Annotated in this window: 19 protein-coding genes; 13 read left to right on the plus strand and 6 right to left on the minus strand. The window is 70.4% G+C overall.

Translation table 11 applies throughout. The features are described 5' to 3' along the window. Positions 1 to 28 precede the first annotated feature (28 nt). Complete coding sequence (locus A8G15_RS07085; protein WP_068157172.1) at positions 29 to 1,171, minus strand: lycopene cyclase family protein; 1,143 nt, start codon at positions 1,169 to 1,171, stop codon at positions 29 to 31. Positions 1,172 to 1,175: 4 nt separating this feature from the next. Then, entirely contained in the window at positions 1,176 to 1,964 is a 789-nt protein-coding gene (locus tag A8G15_RS07090) for an SDR family oxidoreductase (protein WP_068157176.1), read from the minus strand. A 124-nt stretch (positions 1,965 to 2,088) separates the two neighbouring features. Between A8G15_RS07090 and A8G15_RS07095 the strand changes: the two genes are divergently transcribed. Continuing rightward, positions 2,089 to 3,720 (plus strand): ABC-F family ATP-binding cassette domain-containing protein, encoded by a 1,632-nt coding sequence (locus A8G15_RS07095; protein WP_068157179.1) that lies wholly within the window; start codon positions 2,089 to 2,091, stop codon positions 3,718 to 3,720. Between the two features lie 118 nt (positions 3,721 to 3,838). Beyond that, complete coding sequence (locus A8G15_RS31415; protein ID WP_068157183.1) at positions 3,839 to 4,090, plus strand: helix-turn-helix domain-containing protein; 252 nt, start codon at positions 3,839 to 3,841, stop codon at positions 4,088 to 4,090. Between the two features lie 12 nt (positions 4,091 to 4,102). Here A8G15_RS31415 and A8G15_RS07105 read toward each other — a convergent pair whose 3' ends face one another. Both A8G15_RS07105 and acnA read right to left on the minus strand, forming a co-directional pair. Further along, a complete protein-coding gene (locus tag A8G15_RS07105; RefSeq protein ID WP_068157366.1) occupies positions 4,103 to 4,669 on the minus strand; it encodes a TetR/AcrR family transcriptional regulator in 567 nt (188 codons plus the stop codon). A 242-nt stretch (positions 4,670 to 4,911) separates the two neighbouring features. Further along, positions 4,912 to 7,716, minus strand: a complete 2,805-nt coding sequence (acnA, locus tag A8G15_RS07110; RefSeq protein WP_068157186.1) for an aconitate hydratase AcnA — start codon at positions 7,714 to 7,716, stop codon at positions 4,912 to 4,914. Between the two features lie 319 nt (positions 7,717 to 8,035). On the opposite strand from acnA, the gene A8G15_RS07115 reads away from it, so the two are divergent. The 8 genes from A8G15_RS07115 (at position 8,036) to A8G15_RS07150 (ending at position 16,854) form a co-directional block, all read left to right on the plus strand. Then, positions 8,036 to 8,569: an Rv1476 family membrane protein gene (locus A8G15_RS07115; protein WP_068157189.1), complete on the plus strand. Its 534-nt coding sequence runs from the start codon at positions 8,036 to 8,038 to the stop codon at positions 8,567 to 8,569. Positions 8,570 to 8,991: 422 nt separating this feature from the next. Then, positions 8,992 to 10,752, plus strand: a complete 1,761-nt coding sequence (locus A8G15_RS07120; protein WP_068157192.1) for a DIP1281 family NlpC/P60 protein — start codon at positions 8,992 to 8,994, stop codon at positions 10,750 to 10,752. Between the two features lie 150 nt (positions 10,753 to 10,902). Further along, the gene (locus tag A8G15_RS07125; protein ID WP_082899708.1) at positions 10,903 to 12,093 is read left to right on the plus strand and encodes an AAA family ATPase; all 1,191 of its coding nucleotides are present in this window, start codon (positions 10,903 to 10,905) and stop codon (positions 12,091 to 12,093) included. Then, a complete protein-coding gene (locus A8G15_RS07130) occupies positions 12,090 to 13,043 on the plus strand; it encodes a DUF58 domain-containing protein (protein WP_068157195.1) in 954 nt (317 codons plus the stop codon). The genes A8G15_RS07125 and A8G15_RS07130 overlap by 4 nt, the downstream gene beginning before the upstream one ends. Then, positions 13,040 to 14,020: a VWA domain-containing protein gene (locus A8G15_RS07135; protein ID WP_068157198.1), complete on the plus strand. Its 981-nt coding sequence runs from the start codon at positions 13,040 to 13,042 to the stop codon at positions 14,018 to 14,020. The genes A8G15_RS07130 and A8G15_RS07135 overlap by 4 nt, the downstream gene beginning before the upstream one ends. Before the next feature lie 64 nt (positions 14,021 to 14,084). Then, positions 14,085 to 14,846 (plus strand): 3-oxoacyl-ACP reductase FabG1, encoded by a 762-nt coding sequence (fabG1, locus tag A8G15_RS07140; RefSeq protein WP_068157201.1) that lies wholly within the window; start codon positions 14,085 to 14,087, stop codon positions 14,844 to 14,846. A gap of 116 nt (positions 14,847 to 14,962) precedes the next feature. Then, positions 14,963 to 15,769 (plus strand): NADH-dependent enoyl-ACP reductase InhA, encoded by an 807-nt coding sequence (gene inhA / locus A8G15_RS07145; protein ID WP_068157373.1) that lies wholly within the window; start codon positions 14,963 to 14,965, stop codon positions 15,767 to 15,769. Between the two features lie 14 nt (positions 15,770 to 15,783). Beyond that, positions 15,784 to 16,854, plus strand: a complete 1,071-nt coding sequence (locus A8G15_RS07150) for a ferrochelatase (protein ID WP_068157204.1) — start codon at positions 15,784 to 15,786, stop codon at positions 16,852 to 16,854. Between the two features lie 7 nt (positions 16,855 to 16,861). Here A8G15_RS07150 and A8G15_RS07155 read toward each other — a convergent pair whose 3' ends face one another. Then, positions 16,862 to 17,533 (minus strand): winged helix-turn-helix transcriptional regulator, encoded by a 672-nt coding sequence (locus A8G15_RS07155; RefSeq protein WP_068157207.1) that lies wholly within the window; start codon positions 17,531 to 17,533, stop codon positions 16,862 to 16,864. Between the two features lie 230 nt (positions 17,534 to 17,763). Between A8G15_RS07155 and A8G15_RS07160 the strand changes: the two genes are divergently transcribed. After that, on the plus strand, positions 17,764 to 18,597 hold the full coding sequence (locus tag A8G15_RS07160; RefSeq protein WP_068157211.1) for a class I SAM-dependent methyltransferase: 834 nt from the start codon (positions 17,764 to 17,766) through the stop codon (positions 18,595 to 18,597). 76 nt (positions 18,598 to 18,673) lie between these two features. On the opposite strand, the gene A8G15_RS07165 is transcribed toward A8G15_RS07160, so the two are convergent. Next, positions 18,674 to 19,510, minus strand: a complete 837-nt coding sequence (locus A8G15_RS07165; RefSeq protein WP_068157214.1) for a hypothetical protein — start codon at positions 19,508 to 19,510, stop codon at positions 18,674 to 18,676. A gap of 100 nt (positions 19,511 to 19,610) precedes the next feature. Between A8G15_RS07165 and A8G15_RS07170 the strand changes: the two genes are divergently transcribed. Both A8G15_RS07170 and A8G15_RS07175 read left to right on the plus strand, forming a co-directional pair. After that, positions 19,611 to 20,432 (plus strand): DUF3097 domain-containing protein, encoded by an 822-nt coding sequence (locus A8G15_RS07170; RefSeq protein WP_068157217.1) that lies wholly within the window; start codon positions 19,611 to 19,613, stop codon positions 20,430 to 20,432. Between the two features lie 418 nt (positions 20,433 to 20,850). After that, positions 20,851 to 21,282 (plus strand): NfeD family protein, encoded by a 432-nt coding sequence (locus A8G15_RS07175; RefSeq protein WP_211270127.1) that lies wholly within the window; start codon positions 20,851 to 20,853, stop codon positions 21,280 to 21,282. Positions 21,283 to 21,284 lie beyond the last annotated feature (2 nt).

A 21,284-nucleotide genomic window follows, 5' to 3' on the forward strand; every position in this document is an offset into this window, starting at 1 on the left:
GTCGACCGCCCGAATTCGCCGGATCTGCTCAGACCAGTGAGCGCACGATCGTCCGGCGCAGCGCGGGGGACAGCGAGCCGAACAGCGACCACATCGCCGCCGCGACACCGGCCGGATCGGCGCGTCCGGACAGGTAGGCGCGCTGCCGGTCGACCGGCAGCGCGAAGAACGCCTCGAAGAACTCGGCCGGATCCGCGGTGCCGAGCCCCAGCAGCACCCGGAGTCCCGCCGCCCGCAAGGTCGCGACCGTACGTGCCGCCGGTGTCCACAGCACCCGGTCGGGTGCACGTCCGGACCGCAGGGCCGCCACCACGGGATCCGTGGCCGACAGCGCGGTGGCCACCGCGTATCCGGTCGCCGGGTGCATCAGGCCCCCACGGGCCCCGAATCCGGCCGGGCCGCCCCGGTGCCGACGGGCGCCCTCGACGGCGAAACGCACATGCTCGGCCGGTTCGGTGCCGGACAGGGGCACCCCGCGGCCCGCGAGCCGCGCCCGCAGGCGCCGCTCCAACTCCGGCAGGGCCAGCGCCGGACGGCCCACGAGGCAGGTCTCCTCGAGCAGCACCCGTCCCGCACCGACCGGCACCGCATACAGGAACGACGGGACATCTCCCTCGCGCGTGCCGTTGTCGCGCCGCCAGTCCATGAACCAGGCGTCGCGGCCGTCGAGCGCCGCCGCCGCCGCGGCGGCATCCACGACCAGCCCGAACGCGGTCTGCTGCGCCCGTCCGGGCGTCGCGGGCAGTCCACGCGCGTCCATCACGCAGCGACCGGCCAGGCGCCTGCCGTCGGCCAGCAAGACCTCGTCGGGACCGACCGCGACGGCCCGCGCCGGCACGACCCGGATGCGGTCCAGGGACAGGGCGCGCTGCAGCGCAGCGGTGTCCAGCACCCGGTACGGACGAGGAATGCGATGGGCCCGCACCGCCCACGCCCACGGCGCATCGACACGCGCGGCGACCGCGGCCGAGGGCAACCAGCCGGGCAGTTCGTCCGCCCACGCCGCGTACGTCGCCGTCCACACCCGATCCGGGTGCGGGTCGACGGCCGTCACCTCGAGGCCCGCGGTCGCCGCGCGGAACGCCAGCGCCCGGCCGGCCGGGCCGAGCCCGGCGATCACGAGGTCCGCGCGTGCGCGGCCCCGGTCACCGGAGCCGGAGGAACCGGTCACGCGATCACATGGAACCGGTCGCGAGGAGCCCGCCGTCCACCCGGACGGTCTCGCCGGTGATCCACTGCGCCGCGTCCGAGACGAGGAACGCCACCAGCTGTGCCACGTCCTCGGGGGTGCCGAGCCGTTTCATCGGGTATCCGGCCGCGGCCGCGTCCTCTCCCGCCGCCACGAGTGCCGCCGCGAACTTCGTCTTCACGATGCCCGGGGCGATCGCGTTGACACGGATCGACGGACCGAGTTGCCAGGCGAGTTCCTCGGTCAACCGGATCAGCGCCGCCTTCGACGCGCCGTACGCGGCGATCACCCCGGTCGAACGGAGACCGGCCACGCTGGCCACGTTCACGATCGCGCCGCCGTGCTCGGCCATCCACGCCCGGTACGCCTCCTGCACGTACCCGAGGGCCGCGACGACGTTGACATCGAAGATCTTGCGGACCGCATCGAGGTCGGCGTCCATCAGCGAACCGAACACCGGGTTGATGCCGGTGTTGTTGACCAGCACGTGCAGGCCCCCGAGCTCGTCGACCGTGCGCCGCACCGATTCGCCGCGCGCGTCGGCGTCGCCTGCGTTGCCGGGCAGTTCGAGAACCGAGCCGCGATGACCGAGCGCCCGCAACTCGGCGGCCGCCTCCGCGAGCGGACCGGGTTTACGGGCCGTGATCGCGACGTGTGCGCCGCGGGCGAGCAACTCGGCGGCGATGGCCTTGCCGATACCTCGGCTCGCGCCGGTCACCAGCGCGACACGTCCGTCGAAGTTGCGCACGGCGGGGGATTCGGGGGAACTCGTCATAGCCCGGAACGTAGCGCATCTCACCTCGGGGGCGTGCCTGCACCACGGTAAAATGAATGGTTCGTGTGCCCGTTCGTCCGGCATCATGACCCAGTCCCGTTCGTCCCCCTGAGGAGTCCCACGCGTGATCACCGCCACCGACCTGGAAGTCCGCGCCGGTGTGCGGACGCTGCTCTCCGCGCCGGGGCCGGCGTTGCGGGTGCAGGCGGGTGACCGGATCGGACTGGTCGGCCGCAACGGGGCCGGCAAGACCACCACCCTGCGCATCCTCGCGGGGGAGGGCGAACCCTACGCGGGCACCGTCGTGCGTTCGGGTGATCTCGGCTATCTGCCGCAGGACCCGAAGGAAGGCAACCTCGACGTCCTCGCGAAGGACCGGGTGCTCTCGGCGCGGGGCCTCGACGAGATCATGCGCAGCATGGAGAAGCAGCAGGCGTTGATGGCCGAAGCCGTCGACGAGAAGATCCGCGACCGTGCCGTCCGCAAGTACGGCTCGCTCGAGGAACGCTTCTCGACGCTCGGCGGGTACGTCGCCGAATCCGAGGCCGCGAGCATCTGCCACAGCCTGGGCCTGCCCGATCGGGTCCTCGGTCAGCCGCTGCACACCCTGTCGGGTGGTCAGCGACGCCGCGTGGAGCTCGCGCGCATCCTCTTCGCCGCCTCCGACGGCTCCGGCGGCAAGTCCGACACCACGTTGCTGCTCGACGAGCCCACCAACCACCTCGACGCGGATTCCATCACGTGGCTGCGCGGGTTCCTGCAGAACCACGACGGCGGTCTCATCGTCATCAGCCACGACGTGGACCTGCTCGCCGACGTCGTCAACAAGGTGTGGTTCCTGGACGCGGTCCGCGGGGAGGCCGACGTCTACAACATGGGCTGGAAGAAGTACCTCGACGCCCGCGCCACCGACGAGCAGCGTCGCCGCCGGGAACGCGCCAACGCCGAGAAGAAGGCGTCGGCGCTGCAGAAGCAGGCCGCGAAACTCGGTGCCAAGGCGACCAAGGCGACCGCCGCCCAGAACATGGCCAAGCGCGCCGAGAAACTCCTCAACGACCTCGACGACGTGCGGGTGGCCGACAAGGTCGCCAAGATCCGGTTCCCGACGCCCGCCGCGTGCGGCAAGACACCGCTCATGGCCGAGGAACTCACCAAGGTCTACGGGTCGCTCGAGATCTTCACCGGAGTCGACCTGGCCATCGACCGCGGCAGCCGCGTCGTGATCCTCGGCCTCAACGGTGCCGGCAAGACCACGCTGCTGCGGCTGCTCGCCGGCGTCGAGAAGCCGGACCTCGGTGAACTCGTACCCGGGCACGGCCTGAAGATCGGCTACTTCGCGCAGGAACACGACACCATCGACGACGAGGCGAGCGTGTGGGAGAACATCCGGCACGCCGCCCCGGACGCGGGGGAACAGGATCTGCGCGGCCTGCTGGGCGCGTTCATGTTCACCGGGCCGCAGCTCGACCAGCCGGCAGGCACCCTGTCCGGCGGTGAGAAGACCCGTCTGGCGCTGGCCGGGCTGGTGTCCTCGGCGGCGAACGTGCTGCTGCTCGACGAACCCACCAACAACCTCGACCCGGTCTCGCGTGAACAGGTGCTCGACGCACTGCGCAGCTACGAGGGCGCGGTCGTGCTCGTCACCCACGACCCGGGTGCCGCCGAGGCCCTGAACCCGGAACGGGTGATCCTGCTGCCCGACGGTACCGAGGACCACTGGTCGCAGGAGTACCTCGAACTGATCCAGCTCGCGTGACACCGGTGACGGGTGTGGCACGAACATACGGGGGCGGTGCGCAGCGATCCGCCTCGGGTTTCGTCGACGTGAACTAGCCTGGTAAGCGGAGCCTTGTCGAGCCGACGGGAGGGATCCGATGGCACGCAGATCCGAAGACGGGCAGTCCACGTTCAGCAAGGGGACGCGGGTCACCGGAGAATCCCGGGACCGCCTCCAACAGGAACTCAAGCGGCGCTACGAAGCCGGAGCGAGCATTCGCACGCTCGCACAGGAGACGGGCCGGTCCTACGGGTTCGTGCACAACGTGCTCGTCGAATCCCACGTCGCGCTCCGTGGGCGCGGCGGCCCCAACCGCCGGCGCGCAGCCGCCTCGGGCAGCACCAGCTGACACCGGCGCCGATCAGTCGCGGCGCCGCACCGATTCCTCGACCAGGTCCAGCACCTGGGTGAGCTCCTTCTCCGCGTGCCCGGACGCGATCCGTGCGACGAGACCGTCGAGAACCAGATCCAGATAGCCGAGCAGGACATCGGTCGGCACGTCGTCGCGCAGCCGGCCGGCTTCGCGTTGCCGGGCGAGGCGGCCTTCCGTCGCCTCGGTCAGTTGCGCCGAATGCGCGGTCCACGCCCGCGCGAAATCGGGATCGGTACGCAGTCTGCGGGTGATCTCGAGCCGCGTGCCGAGCCAGTCGAACTGCTCCGGCGAGGCGAGCATGTCCCGCATCACCTGGACGAGACCCTGGTCGGCGGCGACCTCCGCCATTCGCCGGGCATCCTCCTGCGCGAGCGCCAGGAACAGGCCGTCCTTGTCCTTGAAGTGGTGGAAGATCGCACCGCGCGACAATCCGGTGGCGTCCTCGAGAAGCCGGACCGTCGCGCCCTCGTAGCCGTGCTCGGCGAAGCAGCGTCGTGCGCCGTCGAGAATCTGGCTCCGGCGCGCGGCGAGATGGTCCTCACTGACCTTGGGCACGGGCACCTCCTTCGTCGTGTGCGGGTGGCACTTCGGCCTTTCGCGGGACAGGTCACCCGGTGCGCAAAGCGCCCACGACCACTGCCGAATCGATGATCGCCGCCGGCGAATCGTGGTCGTGAGCGCTCTGCGCCCGTCCGGGCCGAAAGTGCTCACCGGCGCGCAGCGCCCGCGGGCCGCAAACGCGCACAGGTGGGTGGGGCGGCTGTGTCGCCGAGGGCGACACAGCCGCGGAGCCGCCTCTAGCCGCGGATCATGTTGCGCAGCACGTACTGCAGGATGCCGTCGTTGCGGTAGTAGTCCGCCTCGCCGGGGGTGTCGATGCGCACGACCGCGTCGAAGACGACCTTCTCGCCGTTCTCCTTGGTCGCGGTGACCTTCACCGTCTCCGGGGTGACGCCCTCGTTGAGCTTCTCGATGCCCTCGATGTCGAAGACCTCGGTGCCGGTCAGGCCCAGCGACTTCGCCGACTCACCAGCCGGGAACTGCAGCGGGATGACCCCCATGCCGATGAGGTTGGAGCGGTGGATGCGCTCGAACGACTCGGTGATGACGGCCTTCACGCCGAGCAGGCGGGTGCCCTTGGCAGCCCAGTCGCGCGACGAACCGGAGCCGTACTCCTTGCCGCCCAGGACGACCAGCGGGATGCCGGCGTTCTGGTAGTTCTGCGACGCGTCGTAGATGAACGACTGCGGAGCGCCGTCCTGGGTGAAGTCGCGGGTGTAGCCACCCGAGACGCCGTCCAGCAGCTGGTTCTGCAGGCGGATGTTCGCGAACGTGCCGCGGACCATCACCTCGTGGTTGCCGCGACGCGAACCGAGCGAGTTGTAGTCCTTGCGCTCGACGCCGTGCGAATCCAGGTACTGCGCAGCCGGGGTGCCGGGCTTGATCGGGCCGGCCGGGCTGATGTGGTCGGTGGTGACCGAATCGCCGAGCAGCGCGAGCACGCGGGCGCCCTTGATGTCGGAGACCGGCTGCGGCTCGAGCGGCATGCCGTCGAAGTACGGCGCCTTGCGCACGTAGGTGGAGTCCTCGTTCCACGCGAACGTGTCACCCTCGGGGGTGTCGAGGTTCTGCCAGCGGCTGTCACCCTTGAACACGTCGGCGTAGGACTTGCGGAACATGTCCTGGCTGATCGCCGACTTGATGGTGTCGTCGATCTCCTGCGCGGACGGCCAGATGTCCTTCAGGAACACGTCGTTGCCGTCCTGGTCCTGGCCCAGCGCGTCGTGCTCGAAGTCGAAGTCCATCGTGCCCGCGAGCGCGTACGCGATGACCAGCGGCGGGGATGCCAGGTAGTTCATCTTGACGTCGGGGGAGATGCGACCCTCGAAGTTGCGGTTGCCCGAGAGCACCGCGGTCACCGACAGGTCGTTGTCGTTGACGGCCTTGGAGATCTCCTCCGGCAGCGGACCGGTGTTACCGATGCAGGTGGTGCAGCCGAAACCGCCGAGGTAGAAGCCGAGCTTCTCGAGGTACGGCCACAGGCCGGCCTTCTCGTAGTAGTCGTTGACGACCTGCGAACCCGGAGCCATGTTGGTCTTGACCCACGGCTTGGTGGACAGACCCTTCTCGACCGCGTTGCGAGCCAGCAGGGCAGCGCCCAGCATGACCGACGGGTTCGAGGTGTTGGTGCAGGAGGTGATACCCGCGACCACGACGGCACCGTGATCGATGACGAAGTCACCGCGCTCGGCGGAGCTCACCTTGACCGGCTTGGTCGGGCGGCCCTCGGCACCGTTGGCGGCCGACTGCACGTCGACGGCGCCGTCGTCGGCGAACGAGAGAACGGCCGGATCGGACGCCGGGAACGACTCCTCGACGGCCTCGTCGAGCTTGCTGTGCTCGACCGGCAGCTGCTCCTCGACGTAGTTGTGGATGTCCTTGCGGAACGCGATCTTCGACTCCGACAGCAGGATGCGGTCCTGCGGGCGCTTCGGGCCGGCGATGGACGGCACGACCGTGCTCAGGTCCAGCTCCAGGTACTCGGAGTAGGCGGGCTCGTTGGCGGCGTCGTGCCACATGCCCTGTTCCTTGGCGTACGCCTCGACGAGCGCGAGCTGCTCGTCGCTGCGGCCGGTCAGGCGCAGGTAGTTGATCGTCTCGCCGTCGATCGGGAAGATCGCGGCGGTGGAGCCGAACTCGGGGCTCATGTTGCCCAGGGTCGCGCGGTTCGCCAGCGGCACCTCGGCGACACCGGCGCCGTAGAACTCGACGAACTTGCCGACCACGCCGTGCTTGCGGAGCATGTCGGTGACGGTGAGCACGACGTCGGTGGCGGTCACGCCGGGCTGGATCTCACCGGTGAGCTTGAAGCCGACGACGCGCGGGATCAGCATGGAGACCGGCTGGCCGAGCATCGCGGCCTCCGCCTCGATGCCGCCGACGCCCCAGCCGAGCACACCGAGGCCGTTGACCATCGTGGTGTGCGAGTCGGTGCCGACGCAGGTGTCGGGGTAGGCCTGCCCGTTGCGGACCATGACGGTCGGCGCGAGGTACTCGATGTTGACCTGGTGGACGATGCCCATGCCCGGGGGGACGACCTTGAAGTCGTCGAACGCGCCCTGGCCCCAGCGCAGGAACTGGTACCGCTCACCGTTGCGCTCGTACTCGAGGTCGACGTTGCGCTCGAGGGCGTCGGCGGTGCCGAAGAAGTCGAGGATGACGGAGTGGTCGATGACCATGTCGGCCGGCGACAGCGGGTTGACCTTGTTCGGGTCGCCACCGAGGGTGGTGACGGCTTCACGCATGGTGGCCAGGTCGACCACACAGGGAACACCGGTGAAGTCCTGCATGATCACACGGGCCGGGGTGAACTGGATCTCGACGCTCGGGTCGGCCGACGGATCCCAGTTCGCGATGGCGCGGATGTGGTCGGCGGTGATGTTCGCACCGTCTTCGGTGCGCAGCAGGTTCTCGGCGAGAACCTTCAATGCGTAGGGCAGCTTCTCGGTGCCGGGCACGGCCGAGAGGCGGAAGATCTCGTACGAGTTCTCTCCGACCTCCAGCGTTCCCTTGGCTCCGAACGAATCAGTACTGGTGCTCACGTCAGCTCCACTCGTCGATGAGGCTCGCCGCCGACGGGGCTGTGTCGACGGCCGAAGCGAGGCACACGAAACCGAACCGGGATCCCGGGGAGGGGTGGTGGTGTCGCGGCGTCTCGCGGCAAGTCTAACAGTACGCTTGTCCTGCAATGCGCGCGGCGCAATGGCCGGGCGTGGGTTCCGCGCCGTGGCCGGCCTCCCGGTGCGGGTCGGTCGGGGCACGCTCATCGCGTAGGGTGCGGATGTCGCCGTGCGCGCGGTGCCCGAGTCCACCGGACTCGGGGGCTGCGCCGCCGGTCCCGTCCAGCCCCACCGGAGAGAGATGTCTGCGCCACTGCCACGAATTCCAGTGCCATCGGCCACCGATCTCCCGCCGGGCGTCTCGCTCGACCAGGTGCTGGCGGACCTCGCCGACGACCAGGTCTCCGCTCCCGCGGGCAGCGTCGACGCCCTCGTCGAGCAGGTCCACCGGGCGCAGGACCACGGCATCGACCTGCGTGTCGTCGTCGTCGACGGGAACCCGCGGATCGATTCGCAGCTGCGCGACCTCGCGACCGAGGTCGGGAGCGAAGAGGGCGGCACCGTGCTCGTGCTCAGTCCCGGCTGGGTGGGCGCCTACAGCGACAGCCTCGACCGGGTGACCCTCGAAGCCGCGCAGGACCGGACCTATACGGGCGACCCGGTCGTCTCCACGCGCAACTTCGTCGATTCGATCACCGAACCCGGTCCCGCATGGACCGCCTGGACGATCCTGTTGATCCTCGTCGTCGCTGCCGCCGCCGGTGCGACCGCGCTCGCGAAGGTCGCGCGCCGCCGCAAGGCCGAGGACGCGAGCGCCGCGCCCGGCCTCCGCTAGCCCGATTCCCCAGCCCACCGCCCGGTCCGCCGCGGCGGTGGGCTCCGCCCTGCGTGCCTTCACCTGCGCCCCGCGTCCGGGGCGCCGGATTCGTCGACACGGACAATTTTTTGCGGCTTTATTTGTGACTGTCGCGCCAAACGGGTGCGATGTGTCGTACGGTGCCCTTGGCGCTCTTGGGGAAGGAGTGTCGCACTTGCCGTCGTGGGACCGCAGTTCACGGCGGCTGGAACGGATCTGCGGAAAGATCGCGCGGCGCGCGATCCGATGCAGCGTGCAGTCCTTCCCTCGGCGCGGCGGATCGGTTCAGTCCGTGACACCACCGAGGGAGAAATGATGTGAGGCGCTTCGGTTTCCACGGGGGGGATACGCGACGATCCGGGTCACGGCGACATCGCCGGGGCGGGGGAGCCGGCACACCGATGTCGGCCGGACCACGGCTGGTCCTGGGGCTCGGGCTCGTCGTCACACTGCTCGTGGGGACCGCGGCCTCGGTGGGTGCGGTACCGAATCCACCGCCGAACCCGAGCGACGATGCTCTCGCCGCAGCCGGCGCCGCCGTCGATACCGGGATCGACCGCGTCGGCGACCTGATCGTGCGCATCGCTTCCGCCGATCAGCAGCTCGCCGAACTCGAGAACCAGGTCGCGATCAAGCGCGAGAACGTCAACCGGGCCCTGGTGGACCTGCAGAACGCCCGGGATGCCGCCGACACGGCCGCGTACGCCGTCACGCAATCGCAGCAGGCACTCCGCGACGCCGGTGCACGGATCGAACAGGCCCAGAACGACTTCGACGCATTCGCGCGCAGCAGCTACACCCGCGGCACCAACGCCGCGTCCCTCGCGTCCTTCCTCGGTTCGACCGGCCCGGACGACCTTCTCGATCGCGCCCAGGTGATGCGACTGCTGTCGTCGGGGCGCACCGCTGTGCTCGACGCTCTCGAACGCGCTCGCACCGAGGAGGCCAACAACAACTCGCGGGCGCGCGCGGCCAAACAGGAGGCCGACGCGGCGTCGCAGGCAGCCGAGCAGCGCAAGATCGACGCCGAATCCGCGATCGCGCAGGCCCGTTCCGCGCTGGATCAGCAGGCTGCGGACAAACAGCGGATCGAGATCGAACGTGCGGCGGCGCAGACCGAGCTGGATACGGCCCGGCAGAACGTCGCCGGACTCGAGAACCAGCGCGCCGACTACGCAGCGTGGGACCGGCAGCGACAGGCAGAGGAGGCGGCCCGCGCGGCCGCCGAGGCGGCAGCGCAACAGGCCGCGGTGGAGGCGACCCAGCGAGTCGCCGCGGATGCCGCGGCCCGGGCCCGTGCCGCCGAGCTCGCGAACGGTCAGCGTCCGCACACCCAGATCGACGGCTACCGGGTCGACCCCGGCGACTGGTCCGGCGCCGAAACTCCACTCCGGGACGCAACGGAGGAGGACGACCCGTCGGCGAGCGATTCGGCGGCGGGCGCGTCGTCCGGGGCTGACTCCTCGACAGGGGATCCCACGACGGGCGATTCCACGACAGGGAACTCGTCGGCCGGCGATTCCGCTGCAGGGGATTTACCGACCGACGATTCGACGTCCGAGAATCCGTCGGAGGGGGACAGCGACGGCGGCACGGGCGACGAGGACGGCGACGAGCCGAGCAGCAGCGGCCGCGACTGGGGCAACCAGGACCCGGGCGACCCGACCGGCGAGAGTTCCGTGTCGCCGTCGACACCCAAGTCCAAGCCGCGCACCACTCCGCGAGCGACGATCACCGGCCCCGCCGCAGTCGAAACCGTCATCGATCGCGCCATGTCGCAGATCGGTGTGCCCTACGCGTGGGGAGGCGGCGACGAGAACGGACCGACCCGCGGCATCCGCGACGGTGGAGTCGCCGACAGTTACGGCGACTACAACAAGGTCGGGTTCGACTGCTCGGGACTGATGATCTACGCGTTCGCCGGCATCGGGATCTCACTGCCGCACTACACCGGGTATCAGTACACCGCAGGCACCCAGGTGCCGTCGGCCGAGATGAAGCGCGGCGACATGATCTTCTACGGACCCAACGCGAGCCAGCACGTCGGGTTGTATCTCGGTGACGGGCAGATGCTCGAGGCCCCGCAGTCGGGTTCGCACGTCAAGATCTCGCCGGTCCGCTGGTCCGGGATGACGCCGTACGTCGTGCGTATGGTGTCGTGACGGCCGTGTGACCTCGCGTTTCGCTGCCCGCCCGCCGGTCCGCGCATCACCCGAGCGGCACGGTGGCGGCGCCGGGTCGCCACACCTGGAATAGTGGTGCCCGAATGTGATCTCCAGCGGAACGACCTAGGCGAAAGCGGTGGATTCTTGGTGACCTCACGTGAGGGTGGGACGTCGGGCACGAACACCCAGGGCACGAACACTCAGGGCTCGAACGCCCAGGGCACGGGAGCGAAGTCCCCGACCCTGACGAAGGACGGCACGAGGCCGCCCGCCACGACCGATCAGGTGCCGGACGTGCGTGTCCTCGAGAAGGCGATCTACGAGGTCAAGCGCGTCATCGTCGGGCAGGACCGGCTCGTCGAACGGATGCTCGTCGGAGTCCTCGCGAAGGGCCACGTGCTCCTGGAGGGTGTTCCGGGCGTCGCCAAGACCCTCGCCGTGGAGACGTTCGCCAAGGTGGTCGGCGGGTCGTTCTCCCGCGTCCAGTTCACCCCGGACCTGGTGCCCACCGACCTCGTTGGCACGCGCATCTACCGGCAGGGCCGTGAGGAGTTCGACACCGAACTCGGCCCCGTGGTCGCGAACTTCGTGCTCGCCGACGAGATCAACCGGGCGCCCGCCAAGGTGCAGTCCGCGCTGCTCGAGGTGATGGCGGAACGACACGTCACCATCGGTGGCAAGACGTTCCCGATGCCGGAACCGTTCCTGGTGATGGCCACCCAGAACCCGATCGAGAACGAAGGTGTGTACCCGCTGCCCGAGGCGCAGCGCGACCGCTTTCTGTTCAAGGTCCTCGTCGACTACCCGTCGGTCGAGGAGGAACGCGAGATCGTTTACCGCATGGGCGTGTCCGCGCCGGAACCGAAGCAGATCCTCGACAACGCCGAGCTGCTGCGCCTGCAGGACGCCGCCAGCCGCGTGTTCGTGCACCACGCGCTCGTCGACTACGTGGTGCGGGTGATCTTCGCGACCCGTGCCCCCGCCGAGGTCGGCCTCGCCGACGTCGCCGGATGGATCGCCTACGGCGCCTCGCCCCGTGCGACCCTCGGCATCATCTCGGCGGCCCGCGCGCTGGCGCTGGTGCGGGGCCGCGACTACGTGGTCCCGCAGGACGTTCTCGACGTGATCCCGGACGTGTTGCGGCACCGCCTGGTGCTCTCGTACGACGCGCTCGCAGACGAGGTCACGGCCGACCAGATCATCAACCGCATCCTGCAGACCGTGGGCCTGCCGCACGTCAGCCCGCAGGTCAACGCGCCCACCCCGTCGGCTCCCGGGCCGGCGGCACCGGCCGCGGGTGTCCCGGCCGGCCCCGAGGCAGGTCCGGGGCAGCGGTGAGCCCACGCGCCCACGGATCGCCGCCGACTTTCCGGTCCGGCGAGTTGCGAGATCCCGCACTGACCGCTGCGCTGCGCACCCTCGAGCTCACCGTGCGGCGACGGCTCGACGGCGTGCTGCACGGTGATCACCTCGGCCTGATCCCGGGGCCCGGCTCCGAACCTGGTGATGCCCGCGAATACCAGCCGGGTGACGATGTGCGGCAGATGGACTGGTCGGTCACTGCCCGGACCACGCATCCGCACGTGCGCCAATCCGTCGCCGACCGGGAACTCGAGACGTGGCTGGCCGTCGACCTGTCGGCCAGTCTCGATTTCGGCACGGGAGTCTGCGAGAAACGCGACCTGGCGGTCGCGGCGGCGGCCGCCGTCGCGCACCTGACCAGTGGCGGCGGCAACCGCATCGGTGCGGTCGTGAGCACCGGCCACGACACCACGCGCTTCCCGGCGCGCGGCGGCCGCCTGCACGCGCAGGCGATGCTGCGGTCGATCGCGACCACCCCGCACGCCCCCGACGGCACCCGGGGCGACCTGCGCGGTGCCGTCGAGGCGCTGCGCCGGCCGGAGCGCCGGCGCGGCCTCGTCGTCGTCATCAGCGACTTCCTCGGCCCGCTCGACTGGGAGCGGTCCCTGCGGGCGCTGTCCGGCAGGCACGACCTGCTGGCCGTCGAGGTGCTCGACCCACGCGACCTCGAACTCCCCGATCTGGGCGACGTCGTGCTGCACGACCCCGAAACCGGCCGGACCCGCGAGTTCACCACCACGGAACGGTTGCGCGCCGACTACGCCGCGGCCGCCGCCGAGCACCGCGCGGCCGTGCAGCAGGCCCTGCGCCGCTGCGGTGCCCCGCAGATGACCCTGCGCACCGACCGGGACTGGATCGAGGACGTCGTCCGGTTCGTCGCCGCTCGCCGGCACAGTTACGGCGCACCGGGCAGGGGGGTCCGATGAGCTTCTCCGATTTCGCGTCCCCGTGGTGGCTGCTGTTCCTCGTCGTCGTCGCGGGACTGGCCGCCGGCTACATCCTGATGCAGCGCCGCAAGCAGAAACACGCACTGCGTTTCAGTAATCTCGAGATGCTCGAGAAGGTCGCGCCGGCCCGGCCCGGGGCGGCCCGGCACATTCCGGTCGTCGCGCTGTTGTGTGCGCTGGCGCTGCTCACCGTCGCGCTGGCGGGCCCGACCGCCGAGCAACGCGTTCCGCGCAACCGGGCGACGGTGGTGCTGGTCATCGACGTGTCACTGTCCATGGAGGCCACGGATGTCGCGCCGAACCGGCTCGCCGCCGCGCAACAGGCGGCCAAGCAGTTCGCCGACGATCTGACGCCGGGGATCAACCTGGGTCTGGTCGCGTTCTCCGGCACCGCGTCGGTGCTGGTGTCGCCGACCACGAACCGTGAGGCCACCAAGTCGGCGATCGATCAGCTCACCCTCAGCGAACGCACCGCGACCGGCGAGGCGATCTTCACTGCGATGCAATCCATCGACACCCTCGCCGCGGTTCTCGGTGGCGGCGATCAGGCGCCCCCCGCGCGGATCGTGCTGCTCTCCGACGGCAAACAGACCGTGCCCGAAAGTCCCGACGATCCCCGTGGCGGATTCACCGCCGCACGGCAGGCCGCCGACAAGGGCATCCCGGTGTCGACGATCTCCTTCGGCACCGAATACGGCACGGTGACGATCGAGGACGAACGGATCCCGGTCCCCGTCGACGACCCGTCGCTCAAGGAGATCGCGAACCTGTCCGGCGGAGCGTTCTTCACCGCGTCCAGTCTCGAGGAACTCGAGGACGCCTACGACACGCTCGAGGAGCAGATCGGGTTCGAAACCACCCGTGGCGACGCCAGCCGGCCGTGGCTGGTGCTCGGTGTGCTCGCCGCCGCGGTGGGTCTCGGTGTTGCGCTGGTCCTGCGCCAGCGGCTGCCCTGACGCTCCCCGTTTCCCCTCGAGGTCCCGTCGGATCTCGATCGACCACCAGATAGGGTTCGACACCATGACCGACGCACCGACAGACGTTTCCACTCCCGCCGGCCCGTCCCGCCCCGCCGAGACCCCACGCTCGGTTCTCGTCACCGGAGGAAACCGCGGCATCGGCCTGGCCGTCGCCCGGCGCCTGCAGGCCGACGGCCACAAGGTCGCCGTCACCCACCGCGGTTCCGGTGTACCCGACGGGTTGTTCGGCGTCGTCTGCGATGTCACCGACAGCGATTCCGTCGATGCCGCGTTCAAGGAGGTCGAAGAGCATCAGGGGCCGGTCGAGGTGCTCGTCGCCAACGCGGGCATCACCGACGACACGCTGCTGATGCGCATGACCGAGGACCAGTTCACGAAGGTCCTCGACGCCAACCTCACCGGCGCGTTCCGGTGCGCCAAGCGCGCCAACCGCGCAATGCTGCGCGGTCGCTGGGGCCGGATGATCTTCCTCGGGTCCGTCGTCGGCATGGGCGGGCAGGCCGGGCAGATCAACTACGCCTCGTCCAAGGCCGGCGTCATCGGCCTGGCCCGATCGGTCACTCGCGAACTCGGCTCGAGGTCGATCACCGCGAACGTCGTCGCACCCGGCTTCATCGAAACCGACATGACCGCCGAGCTGTCCGACGACCTGCGCGACACCGCGAAGAAGTTCATCCCGCTGCAGCGTCTCGGCAGCCCCGAGGACGTCGCTGCCGTCGTCAGCTTCCTCGCGTCCGAGGATTCGGCCTACGTCTCCGGCGCGGTCATCCCCGTCGACGGCGGCATGGGCATGGGGCACTGACCTCACCGTCGGCGCCGGGCGCCGCGATGTCACCGTCGGCGCCGAGCGCCGCGATGTCACCGTCGGCGCCGAGCGCCGCGACCGTATCCGACACTCACTGGAGGACCGACACACTCATGAGCGGACTGCTCGAGGGCAAGACCATTCTCGTCACGGGGATCATCACCGACTCGTCGATCGCGTTCCACACCGCGAAGGTCGCGCAGGAACAGGGCGCGAAGGTGATCATCACCGGCTTCGACCGGTTGCGGCTGATCGACCGGATCGCGCAGCGGCTCCCGCAGCCGGTGCCGCCCGTGATCGAACTGAACGTGCAGGATGCCGATCACCTCGCCGGGCTCGCCGACAAGGTCCGCGAACTCGCCCCGGAGGGCATCGACGGCGTCGTGCATTCGATCGCGTTCGCGCCGCGCTCCGGTCTGGGCAGCCCGTTCCTGGACGCGCCCTGGTCCGACATCGCTGTGGCGTTGGAGGTGTCGGCCTACTCGTACGCCGCGCTCGCCAAGGCCTTGCTGCCGGTGCTCAACGACAACGCGTCGATCGTCGGCATGGACTTCGATCCGTCACGCGCGATGCCGTTCTACAACTGGATGGGTGTGTCCAAGGCGACCCTCGAGTCCGTCAACCGGTACGTCGCCAAGGAGGTCGGCGGCCGCGGTATCCGCTCCAACCTGGTCGCCGCCGGGCCCATCAAGACTCTCGCCGCGAAGGCCATCGCCGGTGACGCGACCGGGCCGGGCGCCGAGATGAACCGCCTCAACGAGGGCTGGTCGGCGGCGTCGCCCATCGGCTGGAACGTCGACGACCCGACCCCCGTCGCCAAGACCGTGTGCACCGTGCTGTCGGACTGGCTGCCGGGCACCACCGGCTCGATCGTCTACGTCGACGGCGGTTTCCACTCGCAGGTCGGCTTCGGCGCCTGAGCGGAGGACCGATCATGGCGAACACCCCCGAGCCGTACGACGCGCTGCTGCTGCTGTCGTTCGGTGGTCCCGAACGCCCCGAGGACGTACGCCCGTTCCTCGAGAACGTCACCCGCGGTCGCGGCGTGCCCCCGGAGCGGCTCGACGAGGTGGTGCAGCACTACCTGCACTTCGGGGGTGTCTCGCCGATCAACGCCCTGAACCGGGATCTGATCACCCGGATCGACACGGAGTTCGCCGCTGCCGGCATCACGCTGCCGGTGTACTTCGGCAACCGCAACTGGCATCCGATGATCGAGGACACCGTCGCCGCGATGCGCGACGACGGCGTCGCCAACGCCCTGGTGTTCCCGACCTCGGCGTGGGGCGGCTACTCGGGCTGCCGCCAGTACCACGAGGACATCGCGCGTGCCCGTGCCACTGTCCCGGACGGTCCCACACTGACGAAACTGCGCCAGTTCTACGACCATCCGCTGTTCGTCGGTGCCGTCGCCGACGCCCTCCGGGTCGCCCGCGCCGAACTGCCGGCCGAGGTGCGCGACACCGCGCGGGTGGTCTTCACCGCCCATTCGATCCCGCTGTCCGCGGATCGCACCGGCGGACCCGCGGACGGCGACGGTCACCTCTACAGCCGGCAGGTCGCCGAGGCGGCCCGCCTCGTCGCCGCAGCGGCCGGCGTCGCCGACCACGATCTGGTGTGGCAGTCCCGGTCCGGGCCGCCGCAGGTGCCGTGGCTGGAACCGGACATCGTCGATCACCTCGACGCGCTGCACGCGCGCGGCGTGACCGCCGTGGTCGTGGTTCCGGTGGGTTTCGTGTCCGACCATCTCGAGGTCGTCTGGGACCTCGATACCGAAGCGGAGCAGAAGGCCGACGAGCTCGGCATGGCGTTCGTGCGGGCCGCGACGGCCGGCGCCGACGCCCGCTTCCCGCAGCTCGTGCGCGCCCTCGTCGAGGAAGTCACGGTCGGTCGAGAGGCCGAGCGGCTCGGTACCGAACCGCTGTTCGGCGTCGGTCGCAACGGCACGTTGTGCGCGGTCGAATGCTGCCGGCCGCCCGCGCGGCCGTCCCGTCCCGCCCGCTGACTCCGGGTCAGCCGCCGGACTTCGCGGCGAGCGGCGAGACGAACCAGCCCGGCAGCGTCCGGCGCAACATGACCGGGCCGTCGATCACCACGGTCCCCGAACGCAACGCGTCCGGCCACCGCTGTTCGCCCCGCCAGATCTCGGTGAGTGCCCGCAGGTCCGCGGTAACCTCCACGGACACGTCGAAACCGGGGTCCAGGTCGCAGACATCGACCTCGTCCGCGGTGATGACCAGCCACCACGACCGCGACCCGAGTGGTGCGTCGGTGAACGCGAATCGCACCACCACCTGCTCGAGCGGGATCGCGGACCGGTCGACGTTGCGGTGCATGTCCCACATCAGCAGCTTCGGATCGAGATCCTCGTCGCCGAGCCGTCCCGTCCATCGCGATCCCCAGGCGCCGAGCGTCTCCACCACCGCCTCGAGGTCCCGTCCCGCTGGGGTGAGCACGTAGCGGATGTCGCGCCCGTCGGTGACCCGCTGGACGATGCCGGCGGCGGTCAGCTGATGCAGCCGGGTGGACAGCAGTGACGGCGACATCCGCGGGAGTCCCCGGCGCAGGTCGTTGAAACGTTCGCTGCCCAGCACCAGTTCGCGTACCAGGAGCAGCGTCCATCGTTCGTCGAACAGTTCCATCGCCTTGGCGACGGGGCAGAACTGTCGATACGACGAGCCCATGGTCGAATGCTAGGCCGTCGCCACCGGTGACACGCGGTGAACGCGACGTCCGGGGCACCACCGGACCTGCGGTACAGATCCAGTACTGGAATCGGAGCAGTGCCCGTTCCTACAGTCGACCTACGGCCCGATCGCCTCCTCGGATCACGAATCGGGACGCATCCCGGAGCTGGAGAAAGGAGGCCGGTGCCCCCGCCCTTCCGCACCCGGAGCGTGCGCACCGGAACACCATGAGCGAATCGACGACAGCACCCACCGGCGATCGTGCGTTGAAGGCCAGGCACCGGGCGATGTGGGCGCTCGGCGACTACCCGGCGGTGGCCACCGAGGTGATTCGGGCACTCGGCCCGATCCTGGTGTCCGCGTGCGACGTCCGCGCCGGGGACCGGGTCCTGGACGTGGCGGCCGGATCGGGCAACGCCGCGATTCCCGCGGCGCTCACCGGTGCCACCGTGGTCGCGTCGGATCTGACACCCGAACTGTTCGAGGTGGGCCGCCGCGACGCCGCGGCGGCAGGCACCGCTCTGACCTGGCAGGAGGCCGATGCCGAGGCATTGCCGTTCGACGACGCGAGTTTCGACGTGGTGCTCTCGTGCGTCGGCGTGATGTTCGCGCCCCACCACCAGGTCTCGGCGGACGAACTGGTCCGGGTCACCCGGCCCGGCGGGCGGATCGGCCTGCTCAGCTGGACTCCCGGCGGCTTCATCGGCCGGATGTTCGCCACCATGAAACCGTATGCACCACCGCCCCCGCCGGGAGCGCAGCCGCCGCCGCTGTGGGGAGACGAGTCCCACGTGCGATCGCTGCTCGGTGAACGGGTCACCGGCGTGGAGGCACGCACGGCGATGTTGCGGGTCGATCGCTTCGCCACCGGCGACGAATTCCGGGACTTCTTCAAGGCCACCTACGGGCCGACCATCGCGGTCTACCGCGCGATCGCCGACGAACCCGACCGCGTCGCCGCGCTCGACCGCGAGCTGGCCGACCTGGCCCGCAGCCACGACCTGGGCGGGGGAGCGATGGACTGGGAGTACCTGCTGCTGACCGCGCGTCGCACCGGCTGACCCGTGGCCTTCGGCCCGGTGTGTCGTTGTGGCGGTTGGAGGCGCCACAAAGGCGCAGGGGCGGCGGAGCCGCCCGTCAGCCGCCGGTGGTCCGACGACTCCGACGACTCCGACGACCCGCGTCGAGTGCCGCGGCCACCGCGCCGAGCCGGGCCGCCCGCACCGCCGCCAGCAGCGGGCGCAGAGCCTCCTCGCGGCCCGTCGCCGCCGAGACGGATCCGGCCTGCAGTCCGGCGCCCCGAGCTGCGACGGTGAGGATCGCCGACACCTGATCGGCCGAGTCGAGGATTCGCACGGCGCGATCCGGAAGACTCTCCGGATAGCGGTGCCGGGCCTGCTCGGCGATCGCTTCGGCGATCTCCGCGCGCGGATCGGTGCGGCGACCGTCGGTGCCGACGGTCGGGATCCCCGTCAGCGTGGCCGCAGCGTCACGCACCGCCTCCCGCATCGCGAACTCGGCCTCGCCGAGGCCGGGATGTGCCGGGGCGTCCGGCAGTGCCGGCACCGCGAACACGGTCCAGCGCAACACATCCGGACCTTCCACAGCCGGGACCAGGCCGATGCCCGGCGTACCGGGCGCCCCGGCCAGCACGCCCTCGCCGGCAGCGAGCGCCGCAGCCGCGAACGCGGTCCCGGCCGGCAGCCCGCCGACGTCGCCGGGTGCGGGCAGCACGAGCCGGAGTCCGGCGGTGTCGGCCGGATCGGCGCGACGGACCGCCGTCAGCAGCGCCGCGGCGCCCGTCGCGGGCCCGGTACCGGGGAGCCCCGCAGCCGATGCGGCCGCGTCGTCGTGCGCGAACACCAGGTGCAGTGGTGCCCACGCGTGCAGGGCATCGATCACCTCGTCGGGCGCGGCGTCGCCGGACAGCCACACGCCCGCCCACAACGTCAGGCTCAGGCTGGCGGAACTCATCGGCACAGCATACGGCGCCACGTCACAGCGGCATCCCGGCGTGGCAGCCCCCACGGCGCGACGCGGTGTCCTAACGTCGTCGGACGTGAGCCCACGCGACATGTACGGCGGCGACATCTACGCCGGCCACACCCGCTCCCGCAAACCGACGGTCCCCGAGATGGCGGCCGAGAAGGATCTCGTCGTCGAGGATGCCGCCTCCGGCTGGTGCGGGGCGGTCGTGGGTTTCGAACGCACCTACGACGGCGACTTCGTGCGCCTCGAGGACGGGCAGCGCCGGACCCGCCTGTTCGCGATGCGACCCGCCGCGTTCCTCGTCGACGGCCGCCCCGTCACCCTGGTCCGTCCGAAGGCGCGCCCCGCCGCGCAGACACCGACGCGGTCCGCGTCCGGCTCGACCCGCGTCGAGGGACTGAAGGCCCGGGTCGCGCGCGGCAGCCGGATCTGGGTCGAGGGCGTGCACGACGCCGCGCTCGTCGAACGTGTGTGGGGTCACGACCTGCGGGTCGAGGGTGTGGTGGTCGAGCAACTGGAGGGTCTCGACAACCTCGCCGAACGGCTCGCCGAGTTCGAACCGGGACCGGGCCGCCGGATCGGGGTGCTCGCCGACCATCTCGTCGCGGGATCCAAGGAGGAACGCCTCACCGCGAACCTCGGACCGCACGTCATGGTCACCGGCCACCCGTACATCGACGTGTGGGAGGCGGTACGGCCGAAGGCGCTGGGCATCGCGGCGTGGCCGGCGGTGCCGCGCGGCCGGGACTGGAAGACCGGGGTGTGCGACGAACTGGGCTGGGGAACACCGCAGGACGGCTGGCGCCGCGTCTACGGCGCGGTCTCCTCGTTCCGGGATCTCGAGGCACCGCTGATCGGCGCGGTCGAACGTCTCGTGGATTTCGTCACCGAACCCGAGCAGGGCTGACCACCCGAAGCGTCCGGTCAGCGGCCACCGTCCGCGGGCGTGGGTCCGGCGTCCGGCAGTCCCGCGCCCACGCCGCCGACGTCGGTGATGGTCCGGTCCGATGCTCGAGCAACTCTTCCGTGGTGCGAAACGGCGGAACACCGTACCGACCGAGACGCGCATCGTCGCCGCGAGGATCGCGGCGTCGGTGGGGTCGACGTCGACGTTCCGGCCCGCCAGTGCGCCGACCAGCAGGGACCGGACCGGGACGATACCCACGGTCCGGGAACGGTACGCCGATATCACCCGGTGGAAAGAACCTGTTCCGGTCGGTCGGATCCACGTTCTTCCGACCCGGGGACGGTGCGGTGCCGGGGTCGCGAAGGTCGCTCTGCCAGGGCATCTGCCCACATGTCCGAATTGTGGTTCCATGGGTGACGTGACGGCATTGATCTGGCTGATCGCGGGTGTGGCTCTCGCCGCGGCCGAAGCGCTGACCGGTGACTTCGTGCTGCTGATGCTGGGTGGCGCGGCCCTGGTGACCGCGGGTGTCTCGGCCGCGACGGACCTGCCGGTGTGGGTCGATGCTGTGGTGTTCGCCCTGTCGTCGCTGGTGTTGCTGCTCGGGGTGCGACCGGCGTTGCGGCGGCGTTATGCGGCCCCGCCCGCGCTGACCACGGGTGTCGAGGCCCTGCCGGGCAAACACGCGCTGGTTCTCGAGCAGGTCGCCGAACATTCCGGACAGGTCAAGATCGACGGTGAGGTCTGGACGGCGCGGCCGCTGGACCACACCGAGGTGTACGAACCGGGAACGACCGTGACGGTGATGCAGATCGACGGCGCGACGGCCGTCGTGTGGAGGAGTGTCTGACG

Source organism: Rhodococcus phenolicus, from assembly GCF_001646785.1.
GTDB lineage: Bacteria > Actinomycetota > Actinomycetes > Mycobacteriales > Mycobacteriaceae > Rhodococcus > Rhodococcus phenolicus.

Bases quoted from the DNA above. Each gene is read 5' to 3' on its own strand.
- A8G15_RS07120 (WP_068157192.1), top strand. From the start codon at position 8,992: ATGTCGGCCGGACCACGGCTGGTCCTGGGGCTCGGGCTCGTCGTCACA.
- A8G15_RS07090 (WP_068157176.1), bottom strand. From the start codon at position 1,964: ATGACGAGTTCCCCCGAATCCCCCGCCGTGCGCAACTTCGACGGACGT.
- A8G15_RS07150 (WP_068157204.1), top strand. From the start codon at position 15,784: ATGGCGAACACCCCCGAGCCGTACGACGCGCTGCTGCTGCTGTCGTTC.
- A8G15_RS07155 (WP_068157207.1), bottom strand. From the start codon at position 17,533: ATGGGCTCGTCGTATCGACAGTTCTGCCCCGTCGCCAAGGCGATGGAA.
- fabG1 (WP_068157201.1), top strand. From the start codon at position 14,085: ATGACCGACGCACCGACAGACGTTTCCACTCCCGCCGGCCCGTCCCGC.
- A8G15_RS07170 (WP_068157217.1), top strand. From the start codon at position 19,611: ATGTACGGCGGCGACATCTACGCCGGCCACACCCGCTCCCGCAAACCG.
- A8G15_RS07135 (WP_068157198.1), top strand. From the start codon at position 13,040: ATGAGCTTCTCCGATTTCGCGTCCCCGTGGTGGCTGCTGTTCCTCGTC.
- inhA (WP_068157373.1), top strand. From the start codon at position 14,963: ATGAGCGGACTGCTCGAGGGCAAGACCATTCTCGTCACGGGGATCATC.
- A8G15_RS07115 (WP_068157189.1), top strand. From the start codon at position 8,036: ATGTCTGCGCCACTGCCACGAATTCCAGTGCCATCGGCCACCGATCTC.
- A8G15_RS07165 (WP_068157214.1), bottom strand. From the start codon at position 19,510: ATGAGTTCCGCCAGCCTGAGCCTGACGTTGTGGGCGGGCGTGTGGCTG.
- A8G15_RS31415 (WP_068157183.1), top strand. From the start codon at position 3,839: ATGGCACGCAGATCCGAAGACGGGCAGTCCACGTTCAGCAAGGGGACG.
- A8G15_RS07160 (WP_068157211.1), top strand. From the start codon at position 17,764: ATGAGCGAATCGACGACAGCACCCACCGGCGATCGTGCGTTGAAGGCC.